Annotated in this window: 20 protein-coding genes and 2 pseudogenes; 7 read left to right on the top strand and 15 right to left on the bottom strand. The window is 65.6% G+C overall.

Going from position 1 to position 23371, the window contains the following annotated elements; genetic code table 11:
* Positions 1-46 precede the first annotated feature (46 nt).
* A complete protein-coding gene (locus D8676_RS11945) occupies positions 47-622 on the bottom strand; it encodes a TetR/AcrR family transcriptional regulator (RefSeq protein ID WP_121581127.1) in 576 nt (191 codons plus the stop codon).
* A 163-nt stretch (positions 623-785) separates the two neighbouring features.
* Here D8676_RS11945 and D8676_RS11940 point away from each other — a divergent pair, with 163 nt between their 5' ends.
* Entirely contained in the window at positions 786-2006 is a 1221-nt protein-coding gene (locus tag D8676_RS11940; RefSeq protein WP_121581126.1) for an MFS transporter, read from the top strand.
* A gap of 46 nt (positions 2007-2052) precedes the next feature.
* Here D8676_RS11940 and ribB read toward each other — a convergent pair whose 3' ends face one another.
* Positions 2053-3150, bottom strand: a complete 1098-nt coding sequence (gene ribB / locus D8676_RS11935; protein WP_121581125.1) for a 3,4-dihydroxy-2-butanone-4-phosphate synthase — start codon at positions 3148-3150, stop codon at positions 2053-2055.
* A 106-nt stretch (positions 3151-3256) separates the two neighbouring features.
* A complete protein-coding gene (aroC, locus tag D8676_RS11930; protein WP_121581124.1) occupies positions 3257-4351 on the bottom strand; it encodes a chorismate synthase in 1095 nt (364 codons plus the stop codon).
* Between the two features lie 316 nt (positions 4352-4667).
* Here aroC and D8676_RS11925 point away from each other — a divergent pair, with 316 nt between their 5' ends.
* Positions 4668-4928, top strand: coding sequence for a DUF1344 domain-containing protein (locus D8676_RS11925; RefSeq protein WP_121581123.1), 261 nt, complete (start codon positions 4668-4670; stop codon positions 4926-4928).
* 22 nt (positions 4929-4950) lie between these two features.
* Here D8676_RS11925 and D8676_RS11920 read toward each other — a convergent pair whose 3' ends face one another.
* The 4 genes from D8676_RS11920 to D8676_RS11905 all read right to left on the bottom strand — a co-directional run bounded on the left by D8676_RS11920 (position 4951) and on the right by D8676_RS11905 (position 8080).
* Positions 4951-5538, bottom strand: a complete 588-nt coding sequence (locus D8676_RS11920; RefSeq protein WP_121581122.1) for a histidine phosphatase family protein — start codon at positions 5536-5538, stop codon at positions 4951-4953.
* Between the two features lie 34 nt (positions 5539-5572).
* The gene (gene fabI, locus D8676_RS11915; protein WP_121581121.1) at positions 5573-6391 is read right to left on the bottom strand and encodes an enoyl-ACP reductase FabI; all 819 of its coding nucleotides are present in this window, start codon (positions 6389-6391) and stop codon (positions 5573-5575) included.
* A gap of 175 nt (positions 6392-6566) precedes the next feature.
* Positions 6567-7499 (bottom strand): J domain-containing protein, encoded by a 933-nt coding sequence (locus D8676_RS11910; protein ID WP_121581120.1) that lies wholly within the window; start codon positions 7497-7499, stop codon positions 6567-6569.
* A 116-nt stretch (positions 7500-7615) separates the two neighbouring features.
* Positions 7616-8080 carry an RT0821/Lpp0805 family surface protein gene (locus D8676_RS11905; RefSeq protein WP_245426760.1) on the bottom strand — a complete coding sequence of 155 codons (465 nt, stop codon included), beginning with the start codon at positions 8078-8080 and terminating at the stop codon, positions 7616-7618.
* 42 nt (positions 8081-8122) lie between these two features.
* Between D8676_RS11905 and pdxH the strand changes: the two genes are divergently transcribed.
* Positions 8123-8740, top strand: a complete 618-nt coding sequence (gene pdxH / locus D8676_RS11900; protein WP_121581118.1) for a pyridoxamine 5'-phosphate oxidase — start codon at positions 8123-8125, stop codon at positions 8738-8740.
* Between the two features lie 40 nt (positions 8741-8780).
* Complete coding sequence (locus D8676_RS27040) at positions 8781-9263, top strand: hypothetical protein (RefSeq protein ID WP_147448190.1); 483 nt, start codon at positions 8781-8783, stop codon at positions 9261-9263.
* Between the two features lie 22 nt (positions 9264-9285).
* Here the strand turns inward: D8676_RS27040 and D8676_RS11895 are convergent.
* Positions 9286-9381, bottom strand: a pseudogene (locus tag D8676_RS11895) (pyridoxamine 5'-phosphate oxidase); the annotation flags it as partial.
* A gap of 181 nt (positions 9382-9562) precedes the next feature.
* Between D8676_RS11895 and D8676_RS11890 the strand changes: the two are divergent.
* The gene (locus D8676_RS11890; protein WP_121581117.1) at positions 9563-10915 is read left to right on the top strand and encodes an esterase-like activity of phytase family protein; all 1353 of its coding nucleotides are present in this window, start codon (positions 9563-9565) and stop codon (positions 10913-10915) included.
* Between the two features lie 330 nt (positions 10916-11245).
* On the opposite strand, the gene D8676_RS11885 is transcribed toward D8676_RS11890, so the two are convergent.
* The 3 genes from D8676_RS11885 to D8676_RS11875 form a co-directional block, all read right to left on the bottom strand.
* On the bottom strand, positions 11246-12406 hold the full coding sequence (locus D8676_RS11885) for a sulfite oxidase (RefSeq protein WP_121581116.1): 1161 nt from the start codon (positions 12404-12406) through the stop codon (positions 11246-11248).
* Between the two features lie 270 nt (positions 12407-12676).
* Positions 12677-13429 (bottom strand): crotonase/enoyl-CoA hydratase family protein, encoded by a 753-nt coding sequence (locus D8676_RS11880; protein WP_121581115.1) that lies wholly within the window; start codon positions 13427-13429, stop codon positions 12677-12679.
* A 28-nt stretch (positions 13430-13457) separates the two neighbouring features.
* Positions 13458-15236, bottom strand: coding sequence for an acyl-CoA dehydrogenase family protein (locus D8676_RS11875; protein WP_121581114.1), 1779 nt, complete (start codon positions 15234-15236; stop codon positions 13458-13460).
* A gap of 571 nt (positions 15237-15807) precedes the next feature.
* Between D8676_RS11875 and D8676_RS27655 the strand changes: the two are divergent.
* A pseudogene (locus D8676_RS27655) lies at positions 15808-16716 on the top strand (GH25 family lysozyme); the annotation flags it as partial.
* A 566-nt stretch (positions 16717-17282) separates the two neighbouring features.
* Here the strand turns inward: D8676_RS27655 and purD are convergent.
* Positions 17283-18557, bottom strand: coding sequence for a phosphoribosylamine--glycine ligase (gene purD, locus D8676_RS11865; RefSeq protein WP_121581112.1), 1275 nt, complete (start codon positions 18555-18557; stop codon positions 17283-17285).
* Positions 18558-18685: 128 nt separating this feature from the next.
* Between purD and ubiA the strand changes: the two genes are divergently transcribed.
* Positions 18686-19669, top strand: coding sequence for a 4-hydroxybenzoate octaprenyltransferase (gene ubiA, locus D8676_RS11860; RefSeq protein ID WP_121581111.1), 984 nt, complete (start codon positions 18686-18688; stop codon positions 19667-19669).
* A 95-nt stretch (positions 19670-19764) separates the two neighbouring features.
* On the opposite strand, the gene D8676_RS11855 is transcribed toward ubiA, so the two are convergent.
* The 3 genes from D8676_RS11855 to D8676_RS11845 all read right to left on the bottom strand — a co-directional run bounded on the left by D8676_RS11855 (position 19765) and on the right by D8676_RS11845 (position 22908).
* Entirely contained in the window at positions 19765-20331 is a 567-nt protein-coding gene (locus tag D8676_RS11855; protein ID WP_121581110.1) for a DUF6101 family protein, read from the bottom strand.
* 190 nt (positions 20332-20521) lie between these two features.
* A complete protein-coding gene (locus D8676_RS11850) occupies positions 20522-21940 on the bottom strand; it encodes an FAD-binding oxidoreductase (protein WP_121581109.1) in 1419 nt (472 codons plus the stop codon).
* The gene (locus tag D8676_RS11845; RefSeq protein WP_245426759.1) at positions 21937-22908 is read right to left on the bottom strand and encodes an L-threonylcarbamoyladenylate synthase; all 972 of its coding nucleotides are present in this window, start codon (positions 22906-22908) and stop codon (positions 21937-21939) included. Before D8676_RS11845 ends, D8676_RS11850 begins: the two co-directional genes overlap by 4 nt.
* Between the last annotated feature and the right edge of the window lie 463 nt (positions 22909-23371).

The raw sequence follows: 23371 nt of genomic DNA, 5'->3' as shown, positions 1-23371 counted from the left end.
CGTTCCGCCGGCGCGGATTATAGCCCATGCGGGCGCCGGCCGAGAATCAGGCGGGTTTTCGGCGCAACAGCCCTTCGAGGAAGACGTTGAAGGCCTGGACCGCTTTCTCCGACACTGTCCTCGGATCGTCGGCATTGGCGATCCATTGCGAGGCATAGCCGAGGGCGCCGTTGATGACGCGCGCGGCGGCTTCGGCGTCGACATCGGCGATGATGTCCTTCTCCTGCAAGCGCGCCACGCTGTCAGTCATCATGGCGACGCAGCCGCCTGCGTTCGGCCATAACGAAGGGTCGCCAAGCACGGCGGGGCCGTCGCGAAAGACGATGCGCTGGATCTCGGGCTCAAGCGCCATCTGGATGTAGGAATTGCATTCGTCGACAAGACCCTGCCAAGGGTTCGCCGCGCTCTCCGCGGCGGCCATCATGCGGGCGGTCATTTCCGCGTCGATCTGCAACAGGACGGCTTCGAACAGGCCCTTCTTGTCGCCGAAATGATGGTAGAGCGCCCCCCTGGTCAGGCCCGCCTCTGCGGTGAAGTCGTCCATCGACGCTTGCGCATAACCTATCGTCCCGAAAGCCTTGCGCCCGGCGGCCAAGAGCTTGGCGCGGGTTTCGGCGATCATCTCCTTGCGAGGCCTGTGGACCACTTTCTACTCCGATCTGCTCCAATAACATACGCGACGTATGCCAATTGACATACGCGGCGTATGAACTTATCTCCCGAGAACTTCATACGCTGCGTATGCGAATATAGGCGGCGGGGCGCAACAAGTCGAGGAGCAGGCCATGGCCAATCCGTACAGAGAGATTTTCAGGGCGCCGGGGGCAAAGGGTTTTGCATCGGCGGGCTTCGTCGCCCGCATGCCGATGGCGATGGCGCCGATCGGCATCGTCGCCATGCTGTCGCAGACGCATGGCGAATACTGGCTGGCCGGCGCGGTGTCGGCCACCTATGCGCTCACCAACGCGCTGCTTGCCCCGCAGATCTCACGTCTCATCGACCGGCTCGGGCAAAGCCGTGTCGTGGTCCCTGCCACCATCGTTTCCGCGATTGCCTTCACGGTGCTGATTGCGGCCGCGCATCTCGACTGGCCGGTCTGGACGCTGTTTGCCTCCGCGCTTGGCGCAGCGGTGCTGCCCAGCATGTCCGCGATCGTACGGGCGCGCTGGACCGAACTGTTCCGCGGCCGTCCTGAACTCAACACCGCCTTCGCCTTCGAGTCGGCGGCCGACGAACTCATCTATATCTCCGGGGCATCGCTGTCGGTCGGTCTCTCCGTGGCGCTCTTCCCCGAGGCGGGTATGGTAGCCAGCACCCTTCTCCTCGCTGCCGGCACGGCGGCCTTCATCCTGCAGCGGTCCACCGAGCCCCGGATCAGGCCACCGGAAAAGGGCGCGCAAGGCTCTGCCATCCGCCAGCGGCCCGTGCAGATCATCACATTCGCACTCGTCTTCATCGGGGCGATCTTCGCCGCGGCCGAGGTGAGCTCGGTCGCCATCACCAAGGAACTCGGCCGGCCGGGCGCGGCGAGCCTCGTCATCGGCGTCTATGCCGCCGGCTCCTTCGTCGTCGGGCTGATCCTCGGCGCGCTTGCCCTCAAGACGTCGCTGCAGCGCCAGCTGCTGGTCGCGGTCAGCATCATCGCGGTGACGGCGGTGCCACTGCTCTTCGCCGACACGGTGCCGCTGCTCGCCCTTGCCGTCTTCGTCAGCGGTGTCGCCATCTCGCCGACCTTCATCACCGCCTTCGGACTGATCGAGCGGCGCGTGCCGGAGGCCATGCTGACCGAGGGCGTGACATGGGTGATGACCGGCATCGGCATCGGCATGGCGTTCGGGGCATTCGCGACCGGCTGGGTGGTCGACGCGTTCGGCGCGCAGAACGGCTTCTGGGTATCGGTGGTGTCGGGCGCGATCGCTCTGCTGACCGTCCTGTTCGGACAGGAGACGCTGGGCGGAGAAAAGCAGACCTCGTTGTCGGCAGCGGCTCCCCAGCCCGCCGAGTGAGCGTCCGACGCGAAAAAGCCCCGGCTTGGAGCCGGGGCCTTTTTCATCAGATGATCTCGGTGGCGGCGATCCTGATGCCGAAACCTTCGAGGCCGATATAGTGGCGCTCGCGGGAGGCGAGCAGGCGGATCGAGGAGATGCCGAGATCCTTGAGGATCTGCGCGCCGAGACCGATCTCGCGCCATTCGTGCTCGCGGCGAAGCGCCTCGTCGTGCCCTTCCGCGCCGTGCCCCGGCCGGCTGCGGTCGCGGTGGCCGACGCCGACCGAACCCTCGCGCAGGTAGACGATGACGCCCCGCTTGGCCTCGCCCATCGTCTTCATGATGCCGTCGAGGCGGTGGTCGACGCCGAAGACGTCGCGGACGACCTCTTCCGGATGCAGGCGGACGGGGACCTCCTCGCCGTCGCGTATGTCGCCGAAGACGACCGCGAGGTGCTGCATCGGGTCCCACGGCAGCGTATAGGCATGGGCCCTCGCCTTGCCGCCGGAGGTGTCGATGTCGAAGGATTCGACGCGCTGGATCAGCGTCTCCTGGCGCTGGCGGTAGGCGATGAGATCGGCGACGGAGACCCGCTTCAGCCCGTTCTTCTCGGCAAAATCCATGACCTGCGGCCCGCGCATGACGGTGCCGTCGTCATTGACCAGCTCGCAGATGACGCCGACAGGCGGCAGGTTGGCCAGCTTGCAGAGATCGACCGCCGCCTCGGTGTGGCCGGAGCGCATGAGCACGCCGCCCTCGCGCGCGATCAGCGGGAAGATGTGGCCGGGCCGCGTGAAATCGGAAGCGCCGACATTGCCGTTGGCCAGATTGCGCACCGTCAGCGTGCGGTCCTCAGCGGAGATGCCGGTGGTGGTGCCGTGCTTGAAGTCGACGCTGACCGTGAAGGCCGTCGTGTGCGCCGAATCATTGTCGGCGACCATCGGCGTGAGGCTCAGCCTCCTCGCATCCTCGCGCGTCATCGGCGTGCAGACGATGCCCGAAGTGTGGCGGACGATGAAGGCCATCTTCTCCGGCGTGCAGTGGACCGCGGCGACGATCAGGTCGCCCTCGTTCTCGCGACCGTCATCGTCCATGACGACGACGATCTCGCCGCGCTCAAAGGCGCGGATGGCTTCGACGATCTTTTTCTGGTCGTAGGACATGGCGCTCGCTTCGCTCGCAGGGGATTAGGGGAGTAAGGGAATAGGGGAACAGGGCAACAGGCGGGTCCGCCTCTTCATTTCCCTACTCACCTACTCCCCTACTCACTTACTGCCTTCCAGTTTGTCCTCTGTGCCGCAGATAATGATCGGCTATGGCGCAGGCAACCATGGCCTCGCCGATCGGCACGGCGCGGATGCCGACGCAGGGATCGTGGCGGCCCTTGGTCATGACGTCGACGTCGTTGCCGTCACGGTCGATCGAGCGGCGCGGCGTGAGGATGGACGAGGTCGGCTTCACCGCGAAGCGCGCGACGATGTCCTGGCCGGTAGAGATGCCGCCGAGGATTCCGCCGGCATTGTTGGAGAGGAACACCGGCTTGCCGTCATTGCCGATGCGCATCTCGTCGGCGTTTCGTTCGCCGGTGATTTTTGCCGCCTCGAAGCCGATGCCGATCTCGACGCCCTTGACCGCGTTGATCGACATCAGGCCCGACGCGATGTCCTGGTCGAGCTTGGCGTAGATCGGCGCGCCGAGCCCTGCCGGCACGCCCTCGGCGACGATCTCGATCAGCGCGCCGACGGAGGAGCCCGCCTTGCGTATACCGTCGAGGTAGTCGGCGAAAACAGGCACCGAGACGGGGTCGGGCGTGAAGAAGGGGTTTTCGGGATCGCCGACGAAATTCCAGTTCCAGTTGGCGCGGTCGATCTCCTTCTCGCCCATCGAGACCAGCGCGCCGCGCACCACCATGCCGGGCACGATCCTGCGCGCAATGGCGCCGGCGGCGACACGCGCAGCCGTCTCGCGCGCCGAGGAACGGCCGCCGCCGCGATGGTCGCGAAGGCCGTATTTCATCTCATAGGCGTAGTCGGCATGGCCGGGGCGATATTGCCGGGCGATGTCGCCGTAATCCTTGGAGCGCTGGTCGACATTCTCAATCAGCATGGAGATCGGCGTGCCGGTGGTGACCAGCGCATCGCCATCCTCGATCACGCCTGAGAGTATCTTCACCTCGTCGGGCTCGCGCCGCTGGGTGACGAAGCGGGACTGGCCGGGACGGCGGCGGTCGAGCTCCTGCTGGACGTCGTCGCGCGTGAAGCGGATGCCGGGCGGGCAGCCGTCGACCACGCAGCCGAGCGCCGGCCCGTGGCTCTCGCCCCAGGTCGTAACCCTGAAAAGGTGCCCGAAGGTATTGTGAGACATGCTCTGCGGCCCCGGCCGGCGCTACAGCCATTGGGCGCCGGCAACGGCTGCCTTCTATTGGCCTTTTCCGCGACCGTCAAACTAAGGGGCACGGGCCGCGGCAGCCCGTTGCCCGCGATCGCCGGCTCAAAGATTCGACGTCACCGAACGGATACGCGAGGCGGCTAGCCTTGTTGTCTCGTGGCGGACGAAAAGGCCCGGGAAAATAAGGCGGTGCAAAACCGGCCTAAAGTTTTGACACATTCAGGGTGTTTCTGCTCTGCTTCGCGCCGGGAACAGCTCGCCCGCGCTGAGCAAAAATAAGAAGAGGTCCAAAATGCGTAGCCTGACCGGCGCCCTTGCGGCCGCTATGATGCTTTCGACGATCGTTTCCACCGGCGCCTTCGCGGCCGAGGCGGAAGGCAAGGTCCAGGCCGTCGACAGGGACAATCTGACCATCACGCTCGAGAACGGCAAATCCTACAAGCTGCCCGGCGAGTTCGATGTCGAGGCGATCAAGGAAGGCATGCAGGTCCTGCTCGCCTACGACAAGGTCGGCGACCAGAACATGATCACCGACATGGAGCTGTCGGAATAGACAGCACTGGCCGCGCCAGGCGCTAAAGCCACTCCAGCCTGGAATCCTCAAGCCGTAACACGCGATCCTGGACGATCTCCATCGCGGCGACGTCGGCGACCGGCAAATCCTCGACCAGCCTGAACAGGATGCGGAGCACCCCGCCATGGGTGACGCAGATGGTCGGCTTCTCCAGCGCTTCGAACCATGGTTTTACGCGGTCGAGCAGCATCTGGTAGCTCTCGCCGGCAGAACCGGGCGCGACGAAACCCCATTTGTCGGCGAAACGCGCCGCGGTCGAGCCGGGCTCCCTTTTCTCGAGTTCGGCGTAGGTGAAACCCTGCCAGTCGCCGAAATGCACCTCCATCAGACGGGCATCGACGCGGTAGCCTTGCGGCGGCAGGCCCATCCCGGCGCGGATCAGCTCCATCGTCTCGCGGGTGCGCTTCAGCGGGCTGGCGACGAAGTCGAAATCCTCGGGACGGTCGACCAGCTCGGCGAGGCGGCGTCCGTTGCGCGCGGCCTGGCGGCGGCCGAGATCTGTCATGTCGGTGTCGGCCTGGCCCTGCAGCCGCAGCTCGGCGTTCCAGCCGGTCTGGCCGTGCCTGACGAAATAACAGAGCGGAGGCATGCGCGGGCCTGTCGTTGCGGGCGTGCGGGCGCGCTCAGTCCTTGACGGTGGAGATGTCGGGCGCATCGACGGCCTTCATGCCGACGACGTGATAGCCGGAATCGACGTGATGGACCTCGCCGGTGACGCCGCGCGACAGGTCGGAGAGGAAATAGAGGCCGGCGTCGCCGACTTCCTCGATCGAGACGGTGCGGCGCAGCGGCGCGTTGTACTCGTTCCACTTCAGAATGTAGCGGAAGTCATCGATGCCCGACGCCGCCAGCGTCTTGATGGGGCCGGCCGAGATCGCGTTGACGCGGATCTTCTTCGGGCCGAGGTCGACGGCGAGATATTTCACCGACGCTTCCAGCGCCGCCTTGGCGACGCCCATGACATTGTAGTTCGGCATCACCTTCTCGGCGCCGTAATAGGTCATGGTGAGCATCGAGCCGCCGTCGGTCATCAGCTTCTCGGCGCGCTGGGCGACAGCCGTGAAGGAATAGACGGAGATGTCCATGGTGCGCAGGAAATTGCCGTGGCTGGTGTCGACATAGCGGCCGGTGAGCTCTTCCTTGTCGGAGAAGCCGATGGCGTGGACGAGGAAGTCGAGCTTGCCCCACTGTTTCTCCAGCGTGGCGAAGATGGCGTCGATGCTGGCCATGTCGGTCACGTCGCAATGGCCGGCGACCAACGCGCCGATCTCGGCGGCGAGCGGCTCGACGCGCTTCTTCAGCGCATCGCCCTGATAGGTGAGCGCTATCTCAGCGCCCTGCTGGGAAAGCGCCCTGGAAATGCCCCACGCGATCGAACGATTGTTGGCCACGCCAAGGATCAGGCCTTTCTTGCCGGCCATCAGGCCCTGACCAACCGTCATGTGGGATTCTCCGTGTCCGATACAGCGCGAGATGCCTATCGCACAGGCACTTGAAGCCTTCAAGCCGGTAGAAGCCGGGCCGGCAGGGGCCGCGCTCGGCGTTTCCCCGGCGTCATCCTCCCGCGATCGCCTCGGCCGACGGGCCGCCGCAGCCCCTCCCCTCGTGGGGAAAGGCTCAGCGATGGCGCATCAGCGATTCCAGCTCCGGATCGCCGCCTTCGGGCAGCATGACGCGGACATGGGCGTAGAGATTGCCGTGACCGCCGGTCTTTTCCGGCAGGCCGCGGCCCTTCAGCCGCAGCACCTTGTCGGAGCTCGACCAGGCCGGAACGTTGACCGCGACGCGTCCGGTCGGCGTCTCGACGGCAAGCTTGGCGCCGAGCACGGCATCCTTTAGCGGCACCGACAGGTCGACGTGGAGGTCGCGGCCCTCCACCCGATAGAGCGGGTGGCGGCGGAGACGGATCTTGACCAGCGCGTCGCCAGGCTGGCCGAGGCCCTGCTCGCCCTGCCCCTTGAGCCGGATCGTCTGACCGTCCTCGACATAGGCCGGCAGCTTGACCGCGATCTTGCGGCCGTCGGGGAACATGGCGGTGACCTTCGGCGCGGTGGCGGCCTCCTCGACGGTGATGTCGAGCGTCACGTTGACGTCGCGGCCGGGCGGCGTCTGGCGAGGGCCGCCGCGCTGCGCGTGCGCCTGGCCGAACAGTTCGGAAAAGATGTCGCCGGCACCGCCACCGAACGGGTCGCCGCCCGTGCTGCGGAACTCGAAGTGCGCGCCGCCCGGACCACCACCTGGCCCGGCCTGCTGGCGTCGAAAACCGGCGAAGGGGTCGCCGCCCGGGGCGCCGCCGGGATGAAAACCCTCAAAGCCCTGGAAACGCGGCTTGCCCTCGGCATCGATCTCGCCGCGGTCGAAAGCGGCGCGCTGCTTCTCGTCGCCGAGAATCTCATAGGCCTGATTGGCCTGGGCGAAGCGATCCTTGGCCTTCGAATCATCGGGATTCTGGTCAGGATGGTGCTTCTTGGCCAGCTTGCGGTAGGCCGACTTTATGTCCTTTGCCGATGCGTTCTTGGCAACGCCCAGCACTTCATAGGGATCGCGCATTGTCTCTGCCCGCGATTTTCATATCTCTGGTTACGACTATAGGGAGTCCGGTCGCCTTGATATATGCGTTCGACTAGGAAGAAATTCCAGTGCCGGAAATCAGGATCGAAGTCGCGTCAGAGCGACTCGAAGCGCTGCATGCGCCAGGCGCCGGACGCGACCATGCAGGCCTCGCCCCTGTACATGCCGATCCCGTCGAAGCTTTCGCGGCTCGCGCTGAAGCTGCGGCAGAGCGTGCCCTTGCCCTTGGTTTCGAGAATGCCCGTGACCTGGCCGCGGGCGCCGGTCTCGGCATTGGCCCAGGGCAGCGGCGCGCCGGCAAGCGTCTCGACGTCGGCGGAGGTGACGGCATTGCGGATGGTCGCCTCGTCCGAAAGGCGTTCCACCTCGACGGGCGTGCGCGGCGCGGAGACATTGCTGGTGTAGAAGGTGCGGTCGACCTCGGCCTTCTCCAGGCTGAAGCCGCCGGAGCCGCAGGCGGACAAAAATGCGCAAGCGCATACGAGGCCCGCGACAAAGCATGCGCGCAGGCCAGGACCACCGAAAATCGACGGCTGATCAGCTTGCGCGGCGCGCAACAATCGGCATTCTCCCCGCAAACGAATTGGCCTGGAAGTTAAATTATGAACGAACGAGAGTTAACGAGTCATGACTTTACCGAGGCTGCCGAGCCATTCCGGCTGTTTGCCGAATGGCTGCAGGACGCCACCAAGAGCGAGCCGAACGATCCGAACGGGCTGGCGCTGGCGACTGTCGACGAAGACGGCATGCCTGACGTGCGCATGGTCCTGCTCAAGGGTTTCGACGAGCAGGGCTTCGTCTTCTACACCAATTTCGAGAGCGCCAAGGGGCGCGAGATACTGTCCTCGATGAAGGCCGCCATGTGCTTCCACTGGAAGAGCCTGCGCCGGCAGGTCAGGGTGCGCGGACCGGTCGAGGTGGTGAGCTACACGGAGGCGGACGAGTATTTTGCGACGCGGCCGCGCGGCAGCCGCATCGGCGCCTGGGCCTCGAAGCAGTCGCGGCCGCTGGAAAGCCGCTTCGCGCTGGAGAAGGCGGTGGCGGAGTACACGGCGAAATATGCGATCGGCGAGATACCCCGGCCGAAGCACTGGTCGGGCTTCAGGCTCGTGCCTGAGCATATTGAGTTCTGGCACGACCGGCCGTTCCGGCTGCACGACCGGGTGGTGTTCACACGGACGGGCGACGGCGGCTGGGAAAAGACGCGGCTCTATCCGTAGCCGAGCCAACCGCGAGACTATTTTTTATCACGGGGGATGCATGAGCGCTTCCAGCGCAATGCGGACAAGTCAGCAAAAACATACGCCCTCCCGAGCGTGCAGGGACGCATACCTGCGTTTGATCCAGCCGGAAATCATGGCGTGGGGACTACAGCAGCATCCGAATCCCGCCTCCTATTTCGGCGGCAGCGATTTTGGATACCAATGGGACTGGGCGGACTATACCGACACTTCTGCTATCAAGCTTGCCACGTTTGCGATCCTCAATCCGGGTCAACAGTTGTGGATTGGAGGGCTTCGTCTAGGTCATTTTGAGGGGATGGTCACCGACCTACCCATTTTGGATGACACGATGGGCGGGATTTTCCGGTTGCAGCGCAGATGGTCTATCAGACAACCACTGACAGGTCTGATATTCAGTTTCCGTCAGACGCGAAGTCAATCAATTGACGATGCGGCCGAACACCTGATGATGGAAGTCATTAACGAGTTCCCGAAGCTCCGTAGATATCTCTATGGGTGATTGCTCGAAGCCGACGAGTATTCACGACACGTGGCACGAGGCGAAATCCCGACCAGTGCTTGCGCCGGGGTATCTCGCCGATCGCATATTTCGCCGTGTATTCAGCGACCTACCGTTCATACTGCACGACCGGGTGGTGTTCACGAGGACGGGCGACGGCGGCTTGGAGAAGACGCGGCTCTATCCGTAGCCGAACGCCCCGCGCCCGAGCGTCGTCAAACCGTCATCGTGCTGTCGGCTTGCTGTAACGCGGCGTGGCTAGTCGGAACGGGTTCTCAACAACCGAAAGAACCCTTCCGATGATCAGACCCCTCCTCGTGTCCGCGGCGCTGTGCGCCCTGGCCGTTCCGGCCAAGGCAGAACAGGTGTTTCCGGCGACGCTCGCAGGGCATGCGCTGCTGCCCGCCTTCACGCTGGTCGCGCCGCCCGCCGATGCGCCTCGCGATGCCTGGATATCGGGCAAATTCACCGGACCGACCCGCAACGACCGCCCGATGACGGTCATGGGCGACGTCGGCGCCGCCTATGGCAGCCACGCGACCGGCATCTCGCTGCCTTTCATCGGCCAGCCGGTGCAGGGCATGTCGGGCTTCGCCATGAACCGCGCAGCCGACGGCAGCATATACACGCTGACCGACAACGGCTTCGGCGCCAAGGCGAACAGCCAGGACGCGCTGCTGTTCTTCCACCGGATGAAGCCCGACATGGCGACCGGCAAGGTCGATCTGCTTGAAACCGTGTTCCTGCGCGACCCCGACCGGATCGTACCGTTCCGCATCGCCTACGAGGGCACCGACAGCCGCTACCTGACCGGCGCCGACTTCGACCCCGAGAGCATCCAGGTGCTTGGCGACGAGGTCTGGATCGGCGAGGAGTTCGGGCCTCATATCATCCGCGCCAGCCTCGACGGACGCGTGCTGGCCGTGCACCAGACGATGCTGGACGGCAAGCCGCTGCGCGGCCCCGACGCGCCCGGAGTGACCGTGCCCGCCGCAGGAGGCAAGGACTTCCAGGTCCAGCGGTCGGGCGGCTACGAGGGCATGGCGCTGCAGCCGGGTACCAACCTGCTGTGGGGCATGCTGGAAAAGCCGCTGCTTGGCGAGGACGGCAAGCCGGAAGGCGCGTTCCTTCGCGTCATCACCTTCGACACCGGGAAGGGCGACTGGACCGGCAACAGCTACCGCTTCAGGCTGGCCGAGGGTGCGGCCGCGATCGGCGACTTCAACTTCATCGACGAGACGCGGGCGCTGGTGATCGAGCGCGACAATGGCGAGGGCGATCCCAGCCTGGAATGCAAGACCGAAGACAAGGCCGCCTGCTATGCGCAGCCGGCCAAGGTGAAGAATATCGTCCTGGTCGACACGGCCAGCATCAACGACGAGGGCTACATCAAGCGGATCGGCTCGATCAACCTGATGGACATCCAGGACCCCGACAACAAGGCGATCGTCGAGACGCAGGCAGACCGCGATTTGACGGGCAAGTTCACCTTCCCGTTCTTCACCATCGAGGACGTGATGCGCGTGGACGACACCCACATCATGGTCGCCAACGACAACAACTTGCCCTTCTCAGGCGGACGCCGGATCGGAACCGCGGCCGACAACGAGTTCATCCTGCTCGAGGTCGCGGACTTCCTCGCGGCGAAATAGAGCGCAAGCGTGCCGCCGCGGGCAGGCGTCGGCGGCGGCACAGACACGATCAGCCCTTCTTCCTGGACATGAAGGCGACGAATGCCGCGCGGGCCTCGTCGGATTTCAGCCGTTCCTGGAAAAGGTCGGTCTCCTCATGCATGCGGGCAAGGAGCGGTTCCCGAGCATCAGGTCGCGCGAGATCCTCAGGGCCTGAGGCGGCTTCGGACGGACACACCAAGAAGCCGACGTTACCCGAAGGGCCAAGTGGGGTGCAATCAGCCGAAGGAGCGGCCACGCTGCCCGCGCTGCTAGCCCTCAACCACGGATCCGCTACGGGCCGCTGGGCCGTCAAGCGATATGAATGCGGCGGGTGACCTGTCCGTTGCTTTCCCAGTAGGTGTGTTTTTTGGCGATCCACGGATCGGTCATCGCCGGCTGAACGTTGCCGTTCGTATCGATCGCGCGTGAGGTGACAGTGTGCTCCCCGACGGCAGGATGGGGCCACTCGATCGACCACATCTGCCAGGCAAACTCCGCCTTGTCGGCTTCGTCGAGGGTCGCTGACATCCACGGCCCATCGTCGATCTTCACCTCGACCCGGTCGATCGGCGCGCCCCATGCGGCTCCCACGATCCGGTAATCGTTGCCGATGCGAGTAACCCGGGCCGGCGCAGATTTGAGCCGCGCCCGTCCGACGGAGGTTTCCACCCACACAGTCTCGCCGTTGTGATCTTCCTCGCGAAGCGTAACGTAGTCGCGTCCCATGAACAGGTTCTCGAAGCGCTGATCGCGCACCTCGATGCGCTTGAGCCATTTCGCATTCGCGATCCCGTACCAGCCCGGCGCTATCAGCCGGAGCGGGAAGCCATTGTCGGGCGGCAGGGGAGTTCCGTTCATCTCGTAGCAAAGGATGTTTTTTGGATCCATGGCTTCGGCGAGTGACATGCTGCGCGCGAAATTCTGCTTGAACTTGACGTCGTCGGCTTTTTTGACCTCGCCCTCGTCGGCGCCCCAGAAGACGACCTCGATGCCGCTGTCGAGGACCCCGACCTCCTCCAGGATCGGAGCGAGCGGCGTGCCCGCCCAGCGCGCATTGCCAATGCCCCCATTGAAAAACGGGAGACCCGTATTGCCCGAACATTCGACTGTGAACGTGGCCTCCTGGCGTGGCCGAGACGTGATATCGGCGAGCGTCAGCGCAGTCGGCTTTTTGACAAGGCCGTCGATTTCGAGCTTCCAGGTGCTTGCATCAATGACCGGTCGGTTGAAATGGGCGATTGAGAAGAACTTGTCGTTGGGCGTCACCCAGGAATCGAGGTCCTCCCAGACAAGCTGGTTTTTGATGATCTCCGGAACCGGGTTCGGGGGCAGTTGATCGAGCCACTTGACGACTTCCTCACCGGAGCGGCTTGGAAAGGCATAGGCGTGTCGGGCGGCGAAGAAGGCCGCAAGGCCCGTAAGGGCAGCACTGCCCTTTGTGATGAATTCTCGACGCTGAATCTTCTGCATGAAGGCGTCTCCCGATTGCGACCGGCTTGCCGGATGCGAAATGGGATGACCGGTCTGATTGAATCGTACCGGGCAATACTTGCCTCAAATCAGTACTAATTGGATTTCAGTCCTGCTCGATGTCAAAGTCAAGAGGTTTGGGGCACGGCGAATGAGGCGTGACCACGCCCCCCTTTGAGCATTGTCACCTACGATGTCTGCTTGAACGATCGGCTTGAGGTAACAAGCAGGCCACACCGTAGCACCGTCCAAGACAACATTACCGCGGTGCTACGCCTTCTTCCTGGACATGAAGGCGACGAAGGCCGCCCGGGCCTCGTCGGATTTCAGACGTTCCTGGAAAAGGTCGGTCTCCTCGTGCATGCGGGCAAGGAGCTGCTCGCGGTTCCCGAGCATCAGGTCGCGGGAGATCCTCAGGGCCTCCGGCGGCTTCGCGGCGATTTGGCCCGCGGCTTCCATCACGGCCGGCTCAAGCTTTTCTTCCTCGACGACGGCGTAGATCAGGCCGGCCTCTTTCGCGCGCTCGGCGGAAAAGCCTTCGCCGAGGGCGAGAAGGGCAAAGGCCTGCTGACGACCGAGCGTGGTGGGCAGGATCAGGCTGGAGCCGGCTTCTGGAACAAGGCCGAGGTCGACGAAAGGCGTGCGGAACAGCGTGCGCGGCGTCGCGAAGGTCAGGTCGCAATGCAGGTTCAGCGTCATGCCGATGCCGACCGCGATGCCGTCGACGCCGGAGACGACCGGCTTCTGCGCGCGGGCGAGCGTCAGAATGAAGTTCCACGCTTCCAGCCCGCCTTCGCCGCCGGTGGCGACGGCCATGAAATCGTTGAGATCGTTGCCGGCCGAGAAGGCGCCTGATACCCCGAGGAAGACATGCACGCGGATCGCAGGATCGGCATCGCCCTCGGCGAGCGCCTGCGACATGCGCCGGTACATGGCGCGGGTGAGCGCATTCTTCTTGTCGGGCCGGTTCATGCGGATCACCTGAACCGCGCCATGGCGCTCGACGAGAATATGGTCGCTCATGGGCGAAGTATCCCCGACTGCTGGAACCTCATGCCAGCACCAGCCCCCTGCCCGCGACGGCCAGGCTGGCCGCGCCGCCGGTGACGCACTCCTTCAGCGCAGACGTCTCGGAGAGCAGGTTCTCGGCGAAGAAACGGCAGAGCGCGATGCGCCCGGCGTCGCCATCGGCGAGCGCCGCACGCGCCAGATGGGCGCCGCCGGCGGCGAGCGCGAAAAGCCTGAGATAGGGCGTCGCGCCGGCCAGCGCATCGTCGGTCCTGCCATCGCCGAGCTGCCTCTGCAGGTAACGCGTGGCCTGCTGAAGATCGTCCAGCGCCTGCTCCAGATTGAGCGCGGTGCGGCCATAGTCGGCATGGTTCGTGGCGGCGACCGCATTGGCGATCTCATCGAGCTCGCCGATATAGCCGAAGACATGGTCGCCGCCCGACTGGGGCAGCTTGCGGGTGACGAGGTCGATCGCCTGGATGCCGTTGGTGCCTTCGTAGATCGAGGCGATGCGGGCATCGCGGTAAAGGGCGGCGGCACCCGTCTCCTCGATATAGCCCATGCCGCCATGGACCTGGATGCCGAGCGACGCCACCTCGCTGCCGATATCGGTGGAGAAAGCCTTGGCGACGGGCGTCAGCAGATTGGCGCGTTCCTGCCAATGCGTCTTCTCGCTGCCTTCCGACACGCGCGCCATGTCGATGGCGTGGGCGCAGGAATAGCTGATCGAGCGGGCGATGCGGGTGAGCGCCTGCATGGTCAAGAGCATGCGCTGGACGTCGGGATGGTGCACGATCGGCGCCATGCCGTCGCCTGACCAGCCTGACGCCTTGCCCTGCCGGCGCTCGTTGGCGAAGGCGAGTGCCTTCTGGAAGGCGGCTTCAGCGACGCCGACCCCTTCGAGGCCGATGGCGAGGCGGGCATTGTTCATCATGGTGAACATGCAGGCGAGGCCCTTGTTCTCCTCGCCGATCAGCCAGCCGACCGCGCCCTTCTCCTCGCCGGCGACGAAGCCGTCGCCATAGATCATGGTGCAGGTCGGCGAACCATGGATGCCGAGCTTCTCCTCGAGCGAGGAGCAGAAGAGGTCGTTGCGGCGGCCGAGCGAGCCGTCATCGTTGACCAGGAATTTCGGCACCAGGAAGAGCGAGATGCCGCGCGTGCCGGCGGGAGCGTCGGGCAGCCGCGCCAGCACGAGATGCACGATGTTGCCGGCGAAATCGTGCTCGCCATAGGTGATGAAGATCTTCTGTCCCGAGATGCGGTAGGTGCCGTCCGGCGCGCGCTCGGCGCGGGTGCGCAGCGCGGCGAGGTCGGAGCCCGCCTGCGGCTCAGTGAGGTTCATCGTGCCGGTCCATTCGCCCGATACGAGCTTTGCCAGATAGGTCGTCTTCAGTTCGTCGGCAGCATGCTTGTGAAGCGCCTCGACCGCGCCCATGGTCAGCGTCGGGCATAGCGCGAAGGCGAGCGCAGCGGAGTTCCACATCTCGAGCGTGGCGACGGAGAGCATGGTGGGCAGACCCTGCCCGCCGAAGTCTTCCGGACCGGTCAGCGAATTCCAGCCGCCTTCGGTCCAGCGGCGATAGAGGTCTTTCCATCCCGGCGGGGTGGTGACTTCGGCGCCTGCGAGCGCGACGCCGTGCTCGTCGCCCGCCTTGTAGAGCGGCGCCACCTCGTCCGTGGCGAATCGGCCAGCTTCGGCAAGAATCGCATCGACGAGATCGAGCGAGAGGTCGGCGAACCGGCCAGTGTCGACTGCCGACCGCAGGCCGGCGACCTCCTTGAGCGTGAACGCGATCTCTTCGACGGGCGTGCGGTACATGGTTCCTCCAGGCGAGCTGCGGAGCCCGGAGCCTAGCTCCGATCCGGGCGCGCGACTACCGACTTTTTACGTAAACGTCAAAGATTCCACGTCGCGAATTGCACGGCTGCTCGCGGACTTCGAGTTCCCGGACCTAAGGCGGCAAAGATAAACCGAAATCGCGTCCCGTCGTCCTAACTTCTTGTTCCAGCATCGGATTCGTCTGGACGTCGCTCGCACTTTCCGTTCGATATCCAGGGAGAATTTGCACGCTCGCAGGGTCGGACCCGCAGTTGCATGGAGTGCCACCTACCTACGGTGTGAACGTTCCGGCCCATGGTCCGGATGCGGAATCCCCGTGTTCATCTAAATGCCTACTCCTACATTGCCGCCGCAGCGGCTCGGAAGAGCATTAACCGTGGCGCCTTTTATGCTTGATCCCGACCCGCGACGCAGGCGATAATCTCCGCGCCGGCGGGATATTGTCACATGTAGGCTGAAGCCTCTCCTGGCAGAGAGTTGTCGAGAGTAGGCCGGTCAGCAACAGGGGAATGCCGGAATATTGCTCCAGTCGATAGACCGTTTTGCCCGCATCGGCCTGGCCGTTCTTGGCGCCCTCCTCCTCGGGGCAACTGGCGGCAAGGCCTCCGACTTCTCGGAGCCGTGGAAGCGCAACGACCGCGCACTGGTCGTCGACGCCTATGAGTACAATCCGATCGACTGGCAGAAGCTGGCCGGCCACAAGCGGGTCGTAGGCTTCATCAACAAGGGTTCGGACGGCGTCTCGCCTCCCTATGAATGCAAGGGCAACGAGACCGAGGTGCGGCTCTGCAAGGCGTTGTGGAAACGCCACGCCGTGGCGCGCGAACTCTTCCACACGCGCCGGACCGTCGCCAAGGCGCTCGGTCTCAAATGGGGCGCCTATCATCTCGGGCGGCCGGGCAACCCGATCGACCAGGCCAACAATTTCATCGATTTCGCCGAGCCGGCGCCCGACGACCTGATCGCGCTGGATATCGAGGACAACGATTCGAAGAAGTGGATGTCGCTGCGGGATGCCGAGACGTTCGCGCGGCATATCCACACGCGGCTCGGCCGCTGGCCGGTGCTCTACACCAACGGCAGCACGGCACTGTACATCGCCGAGAACCGCGACCGGTACCCGCTGCTGTCGCGGCTGCCGCTCTGGTATGCGCGCTACAAGCCGGCGATCGGGCTTCATTTCCCGAAGGGCAACTGGCAGACCTATACGCTCTGGCAGTTCGCGGCCGGGACGAATTGCGACGCGCGTTCCTGTCCCTACCGCGTTCCGGGAACGCCGCTCGATATCGACGTCAACGTCGCCTCGATGAGCGCCGACGAACTACGCACCCAATGGCCGTTCGGCGAGTTGGTCGACACCAAGGACGAGGCGGTGGCGGCGGGCGAAAGCGTTCCGCTGCCGATCTCGCGGCGAGAGGCGCTCGAGGGCGGCGACGTGACCCTCGAATACGCGACGGTCGAGGAAGGCGACGAACTGCCGGTCCCAGCTTTGCTGGCGGCAGCGAAAGCGCAAAGCCCGGTGCGGGAGACGGCGTTCGCTCCGGCCGAAAACGCGGTCGTCGAAACGGCCGCCTTCAAGGCCTTCGATGCGCTGGCCAACGCGGAAAAGGTGCCGCTGCCGATCTGGCGCCGCACCGCGCTCAAGGGTGGCGACGTGACGGTGCGCTTCGTCGCCGTCGAGGACGCAAAGGACGTCCAGTCCGTGGTGCCCACGCCGGCGCCACGGAGCGAGGCCGGCGTCGAGAGGCCAGCGGAAACCGTCCCGGTGCAGTTCGCCAACTATGTCAGGGTCGCCGAGAAGGCGAGGCAGATCGGCCTGCCGGGCGCTCGCGAGGAGCCCAACATCTCGACAGCGGCAAAGGACGATCCCCGCCCGATCGTGCCGGCTTCCCAGTTCTCGCGCAGGGACCTGCCGGTCTTCCTACTGAGGAAGCTGGACGGCGGCGACCAGACGGCTCCGTAAGGCTTCGCCGTTCAGGCAATTCCTGACGGAAGACCGGCTCCCGCTTTTCCGGAAATCGCTTTCTAGGCCTTCTCGCGCTCGACCGCCCGCCAGCCGATGTCGCGGCGGCAGAAGCCTTCCGGCCAGTCGATGCGATCGACTGTCTCATAGGCGAGACGCTGCGCTGCGCCGACCGTCGCAGCGGCTGCGGTGACATTGAGCACGCGGCCGCCATTGGCGACGATTTCCCCGTCCCGCTCGGCCGTGCCGGCATGGAAGATCTCGACGCCGTCTCGAGCGGCCGTATCGAGGCCGCGAATGACGGAGCCCTTCTGCGGGGTGGCCGGATAGCCTTTCGCCGCCATCACCACCGTCAGCGCCGCGTCGTCGCGCCAGCGCGCGGACATATGCGCAAGCTGGCCGTCGGCAGCGGCTTCGAGCAGAACGAGCAGATCGTCCTTCAGCCGCATCATCAGCACCTGGCATTCGGGATCGCCGAAACGAACATTGTACTCGATGAGTTTCGGGCCGCCCGGCGTGATCATCAGCCCGGCAAAGAGCACGCCCGAGAAAGGCGCGCCGATCTCGGCCATGCCCAGCATGGTCGGCTCGACGATCTCCTTCATCGTGCGCTCGATCATCTCCGGCGTCATCACCGGCGCCGGAGAATAGGCGCCCATGCCGCCGGTGTTCGGGCCGGTGTCGCCGTCGCCGACGCGCTTGTGGTCCTGCGCCGTGCCGAAGGGCAAGGCGGTGGTGCCGTCGCAGAGGCAGAAGAAGCTAGCCTCCTCGCCATCAAGGAATTCCTCCACCACGACCTCGGCGCCGGCACTGCCGAAAGAGCCGCCAAAACAGTCGTCGATCGCGGCAAGCGCCTCGGCCTCCGTCATCGCCACCGTCACGCCCTTGCCGGCGGCGAGCCCGTCCGCCTTGATGACGATCGGCGCGCCCTGGTCGCGGACATAGGCCTTCGCCGCCTCGGCGGCGGTGAACCGACCATAGGCGCCGGTCGGTATATTCTGGCGCGCGCAGAGATCCTTGGTAAAGCCCTTGGAGCCCTCAAGCTGAGCGGCGGCCTTCGAGGGGCCGAACACCTTTATGCCGGCTGCGCGGAGATCGTCGGCGAGACCCACGACCAGCGGAGCCTCGGGTCCGACCACGACGAGATCGATCGATTTCTCGCGGCAGAAGGAAGCAATCGCCCCATGGTCACCGACGTCGAGCGCGACCAGCTCCGCCTCGCGTGCGATGCCCGGATTGCCGGGAGCGGCGTAGAGCTTCGTCAGCATCGGCGAGGCCGCAAGTTTCCAGGCCAGCGCATGCTCGCGTCCGCCGGAGCCGATGAGAAGAACGTTCATGCCGCAAGCACCTGCCTCTGAAAGCCGTCGGTTTCCGGTATGGCGGTCAGCCCGGCGGGTCAAGCATTGCTTCGGTTTGCCCACGGCAATCCCTTGACGCCCGGCGGCCCGGCTGCCACTCCACGTCAATGGAACAGGTTCAGACGAAGGCGGCGCAGGGCCGCGTCGCCGACGCACCGAGCGGGCATTGGGTCTACCGCGCGTTGCCGCGCGGGCTATGGCCCTATGCGCAGCTCGCCCGCTGGGACCGCCCGATCGGCTGGCAGCTTCTTTTGTGGCCGTGCTGGTGGTCGGCGGCCCTCGCCGCCAGCGCCTATGCGCGGCCGACCGACAGCTTCGCCTCGCTGATGCCGTCGCCCTGGCACCTGGTGCTTTTCTTTCTGGGCGCGGTGGCGATGCGCGGCGCCGGTTGCACCTACAACGATATCGTCGACGTCGGCATAGACGAAAAGGTCGAGCGCACCCGCTCGCGGCCGCTGCCCTCCGGCAAGGTGAACAAGCGCCAGGCCTGGACCTTCCTCGTGCTGCAGGCGCTGGTCGGGCTCGCGGTGCTCGTCCAGTTCAACAGCTTTGCGATCGGCCTCGGCATCGCCTCGCTGATCGTGGTCGCGGTCTATCCGTTCATGAAGCGCTTCACCAACTGGCCGCAGCTGGTGCTCGGCCTCGCCTTCTCGTGGGGCGCGCTGATGGGCTGGGCGGCCGAATTCACCGATCTGGGCCGGCCGGCCGTCCTGCTTTATCTGGGCTCGGTGTTCTGGGTGATCGGCTACGACACGATCTACGCCCACCAGGACAAGGAGGACGACGCGCTGGTCGGGGTGAAGTCCACCGCGCGGCTGTTCGGCGATTCGACGAAGTCCTGGCTGATCGGGCTTTATGGCGGCGCGCTGATCCTGATGGCGAGCGCCTTCTCCGCCGCGCAGGTGCCGGTGGTGGCGATGGCCGGCCTGCTCGCCGCCGGCGCGCACATGGCGCGCCAGATCTTCGTGCTCGACATAGAAGACCCCGACCAGTGCCTCAAGCTGTTCAGGTCGAACAACACCGTCGGCTGGCTGATCTTCCTCGGCCTCGTTGCCGGCGGCGCGTGGGTGGCGCTGAAGCCGCTGCTGTAGCCTCCGAAGTCGAAAAGTAGGCCGGCGCGCTGCCGCACGGCCCCCCGGCCAGCCTGCGGCTGGCCACCCTCCCCTCAAGGGGGAGGGAAAGGCGTTCACTCCGGCGCGATGATCTCTTCGCCTGATATGACGAGGCGCAGGCCGAGATTGCCTGTCTTGCGGCGCATCAGGAAGCGCGGGCGGCGCTGCGGCGTGACGCGGCGCTTGCGGCGGTCCTGGGGCGGCAGCGCCTTGATGGCGGCGCCGAGCGATTCCTCGAGCGTGCGGGCGACGCCGTCGGCCTCGATGAGGAGCATCGGCAGCCGGTAGGCGTCGGCCCAGGCGCGCCAGTCGGCGGCGACGTCCTCGAGATTGTCTGCCACAAGAAGCGGCACCGACAGCATCGGATCGTTGTGGAGCAGTTCGAGCGTCACCGTGACGGTGCCGTCGGAATCCTCCATGGCGCGCGCGGCGACGCCGCGGAAGGCGTTCGCCGGCAGCACGACGGTGGCGGGCAGGCCGCTCATCTGCAGGATGCGCTTAACGATGGCGCCCCGCTGGTCGATGGTGAAGGTCACGTCGCCGAAGTCGTCACGCGTCGCGTAGCTGACGACCTGGGGCAGACGGAACGGGTCGAGCCGCATGTTGCGGCCCGCCCAGACTGGCATCAGTCCGGTGCTCATATTGGTGCCTTCCTGTCTCTCCTGAGAGCCGGTTTTCCGGTCTCTCACGGACCGGTTTTCCGGCCTCGCTTTATGGGGAGACAGTAGCCGCGGACCCCTACCCGCCGGCTTAAAAAAGTCGGTTAAATTTTGCTGATCTCGGGGATGGTTATCGGAATCCGACCTGCTGTAACGAACCGTCAGGCTTCGTTTACAGCACCTTTCCAGGGTTCATGATGCCGGCCGGATCGAAGGCCGCCTTGACGCGGCGCATCAGGTCGATGCCGACCGCGGGCGCTGTGGCGAGAAGCTCGTCGCGCTTCAGTTGGCCGATGCCATGCTCGGCCGAGATCGAGCCGTTGAGATCGCGCACGATGTCGTGCACCGCCTTGTTCATCGGCCGATAGAGATCGAGGAAGGCTTTCGGGTCGGCGCCGACCGGCTGCGAGATGTTGTAGTGCAGATTGCCGTCGCCCATGTGGCCGAAGCAGACGACACGCGCGCCCGGGCTGACCGCCTCCACCGCGACCGCCGCGCGGGCGATGAACTCCGGCACGGACGCGACCGGGACCGAGATGTCGTGCTTGATCGAGGCGCCCTCGGGCTTCTGCGCTTCGGAGATATTCTCGCGCAGCGCCCAGAAGGCGTTGGCATGGGCGAGGCTTTCGGCGATCGCGGCGTCGCCGGCGAACCCCTTCTCTATGCCTTCCGTCAGGATGGTTTCGATCAGGCTGCGCGCGTCCTCCGGCGAGCGGCCGGACGATATCTCAATGAGCACATGCCACGGCCACTCGCCTGACAGCGGCGGCACGGCATTGTCGGTGAAGCGAAGCGAGAAATCGAGCGGCGTCTTGCCGATCAGCTCGAAGCCGGTGAGGTTGCTGCCGGCAAGCTCGGTAGCGACCCCGAACAACGCCAGCGCCGCCTCCGGCGAGGCCACACCGGCCCAGCCGACCTCTCGGCCCCTGGGCTTGGGAAAAATCTTCAGCACCGCAGCCGTGATGATGCCCAGCGTGCCCTCGGCGCCGACGAAGAGGTTCTTCAGGTCGTAGCCGGTGTTGTCCTTCTTCAACTTGCGCAAATCATCGAACACCTCGCCGGTCGGCAGCACGACCTCGACGCCGAGGCAGAGCTCGCGCGTGTTGCCGTAGGCGAGCACCGCCGTGCCGCCGGCGTTGGAGGAGAGGTTGCCGCCGATCTGGCAGGACCCTTGCGACGCCAGCGAGAGCGGGAACATGCGGTCAGCCGCGTCGATTGCGCGGTGGAGCGCCTCGAGCACGACGCCTGCCTCGACGGTGACGGTGTTGGAGAGCGGATCGATCTCGCGGACGCGATTCAGCCGGGAGAGCGACACGACGATCTCGTTGGCGGCGGCATGCGGCACCTGCCCGCCGACGAGGCCGGTATTGCCGCCCTGCGGCACGACCGGCGTCCTCGTCTCGGTGGCGAGCGCCAGAATGCGGCTCACCTCGTCGACGCTGCCGGGTTTCAGCACCAGCGGCGTGCGGCCGGTCCAGAGTCCACGCGGCTCTTGTCCATAGGGCGATGTATCGGCCTCGGCGCGCAGCGCATGGGCCTCGCCGACGATGGCCGCGAAACGGTCGAGCAGAGCGGGGTCGATCGAGGTCATGGATTGTCCCAGGAAACGTCGCGCGGCGCGGCCGCACGGGAAAGCCGATCGTTGATCGCCTCGCCGAGGCCGGAAGGCGGGATCGGCTCGACGGCGATGGTTTTCGCGCCACTGCGGTCGAGCGCCTGCATATGGGAGAAGAGATTGGCGGCGGCTTCGCGCAGATCGCCGGTGGGCGACAGGTTGAGCGTGGCGACCGCCCGCTCGGCTCCCTTTATGCGATCGCTTCCGAAAGCGAGCAGCGCCTCGCCAGGCAGGACATCGGTCGCGCCGACGCGCACGGCCGCGCACGGCGCATAGTGGGAGGCGAGCATGCCCGGCGCCTGGATCCCAGCCGCTCCCCGGACCAGCGGTCGCCCGGCGGCCGCTTCGATGACTTCCGCGGCGATGCCGCCCGGACGCAGCAGCCGGAGCGTCCCCTCCTCCACCTTGACGATGGTCGATTCCAGTCCGACCTGCGTGGCGCCGCCATCGACGATCAGCTTTATCTTCCCGCCGAGATCGGCCTCGACGGCTTCGGCCGTGGTCGAGGTGATGCGTCCCGACGAATTGGCGCTCGGCGCGGCGAGCGGGCGACCGAAGCGGGCGATGAGTTCGGCGCCGAAGCCCTGGGGCATGCGCAGCGCGATCGTGTCGAGGCCGGCGGTGACCAGCGGGTGGATGCGCGCACTCCCGGCGAGCGGCAGGACGAGCGTCAGCGGGCCGGGCCAGAAGGCATTGGCGAGCTTTTCCGACAGCCTGTCGAACTCGGCGATCCCGGCCGCCATGGCGAGGCCGGAGACATGCGCGATCAGCGGATTGAAGCGCGGCCGGCCCTTTGCCTCGAATATGCGCGCGACGGCCTCGCCGTTGGTGGCGTCGCCGGCAAGGCCGTAAACGGTCTCGGTCGGGATCGCGACGACTTCGCCGGCTTCGAGCAGCGCCAGAGCGCGTTCCATCGCCTCGCCGGTCTTCAGGATTTGCGCCACTGTTCGTTTCCCGGATTGTGTCCGCGGTTGCTATAGCGCGCCATCGCCGCAGGCAACAACCGCCGCGTTCGGGATCGAGCGCGCGTGCCCACCTCCCCCTTGAGGGGAGGTCGACGAGCCCGAGCATGGCGAGGGCGAGCCGGGTGGGGTCGGCTGAGGCAGTGCTCCGGCGGTTCTTGCGTCTCGCGCTTCATAGTTCCCCCTCTCCGTCTCGGCCCTGCGGGCCGATCCACCTCTCCCCCGCTCCGCGGGGGCGAGGAACAGGCCAAGCTCCGCCGTTGCCACGCCTCGTTTCCGATCTGGCCGTTGAAAGAAAGTCGGGAAGACGGGAGGGTCGTGACCACCAGTCTAGTTTTAATGTGGGTGGTCTTGTCGACCCAGCCTGACCCCTGGCGTCAGGCGACGGAAGGCTTTGGGCCTCCGCCCCCGTCCGGTGGCTGTCGCCGCTTTCGGCCGGGCACAC

The sequence above is a fragment of the Mesorhizobium sp. YM1C-6-2 genome, assembly GCF_003666685.1.
Classification (GTDB): Bacteria; Pseudomonadota; Alphaproteobacteria; order Rhizobiales; family Rhizobiaceae; genus Mesorhizobium_K.
This window is presented reverse-complemented; position numbering and strand designations above follow the sequence as displayed.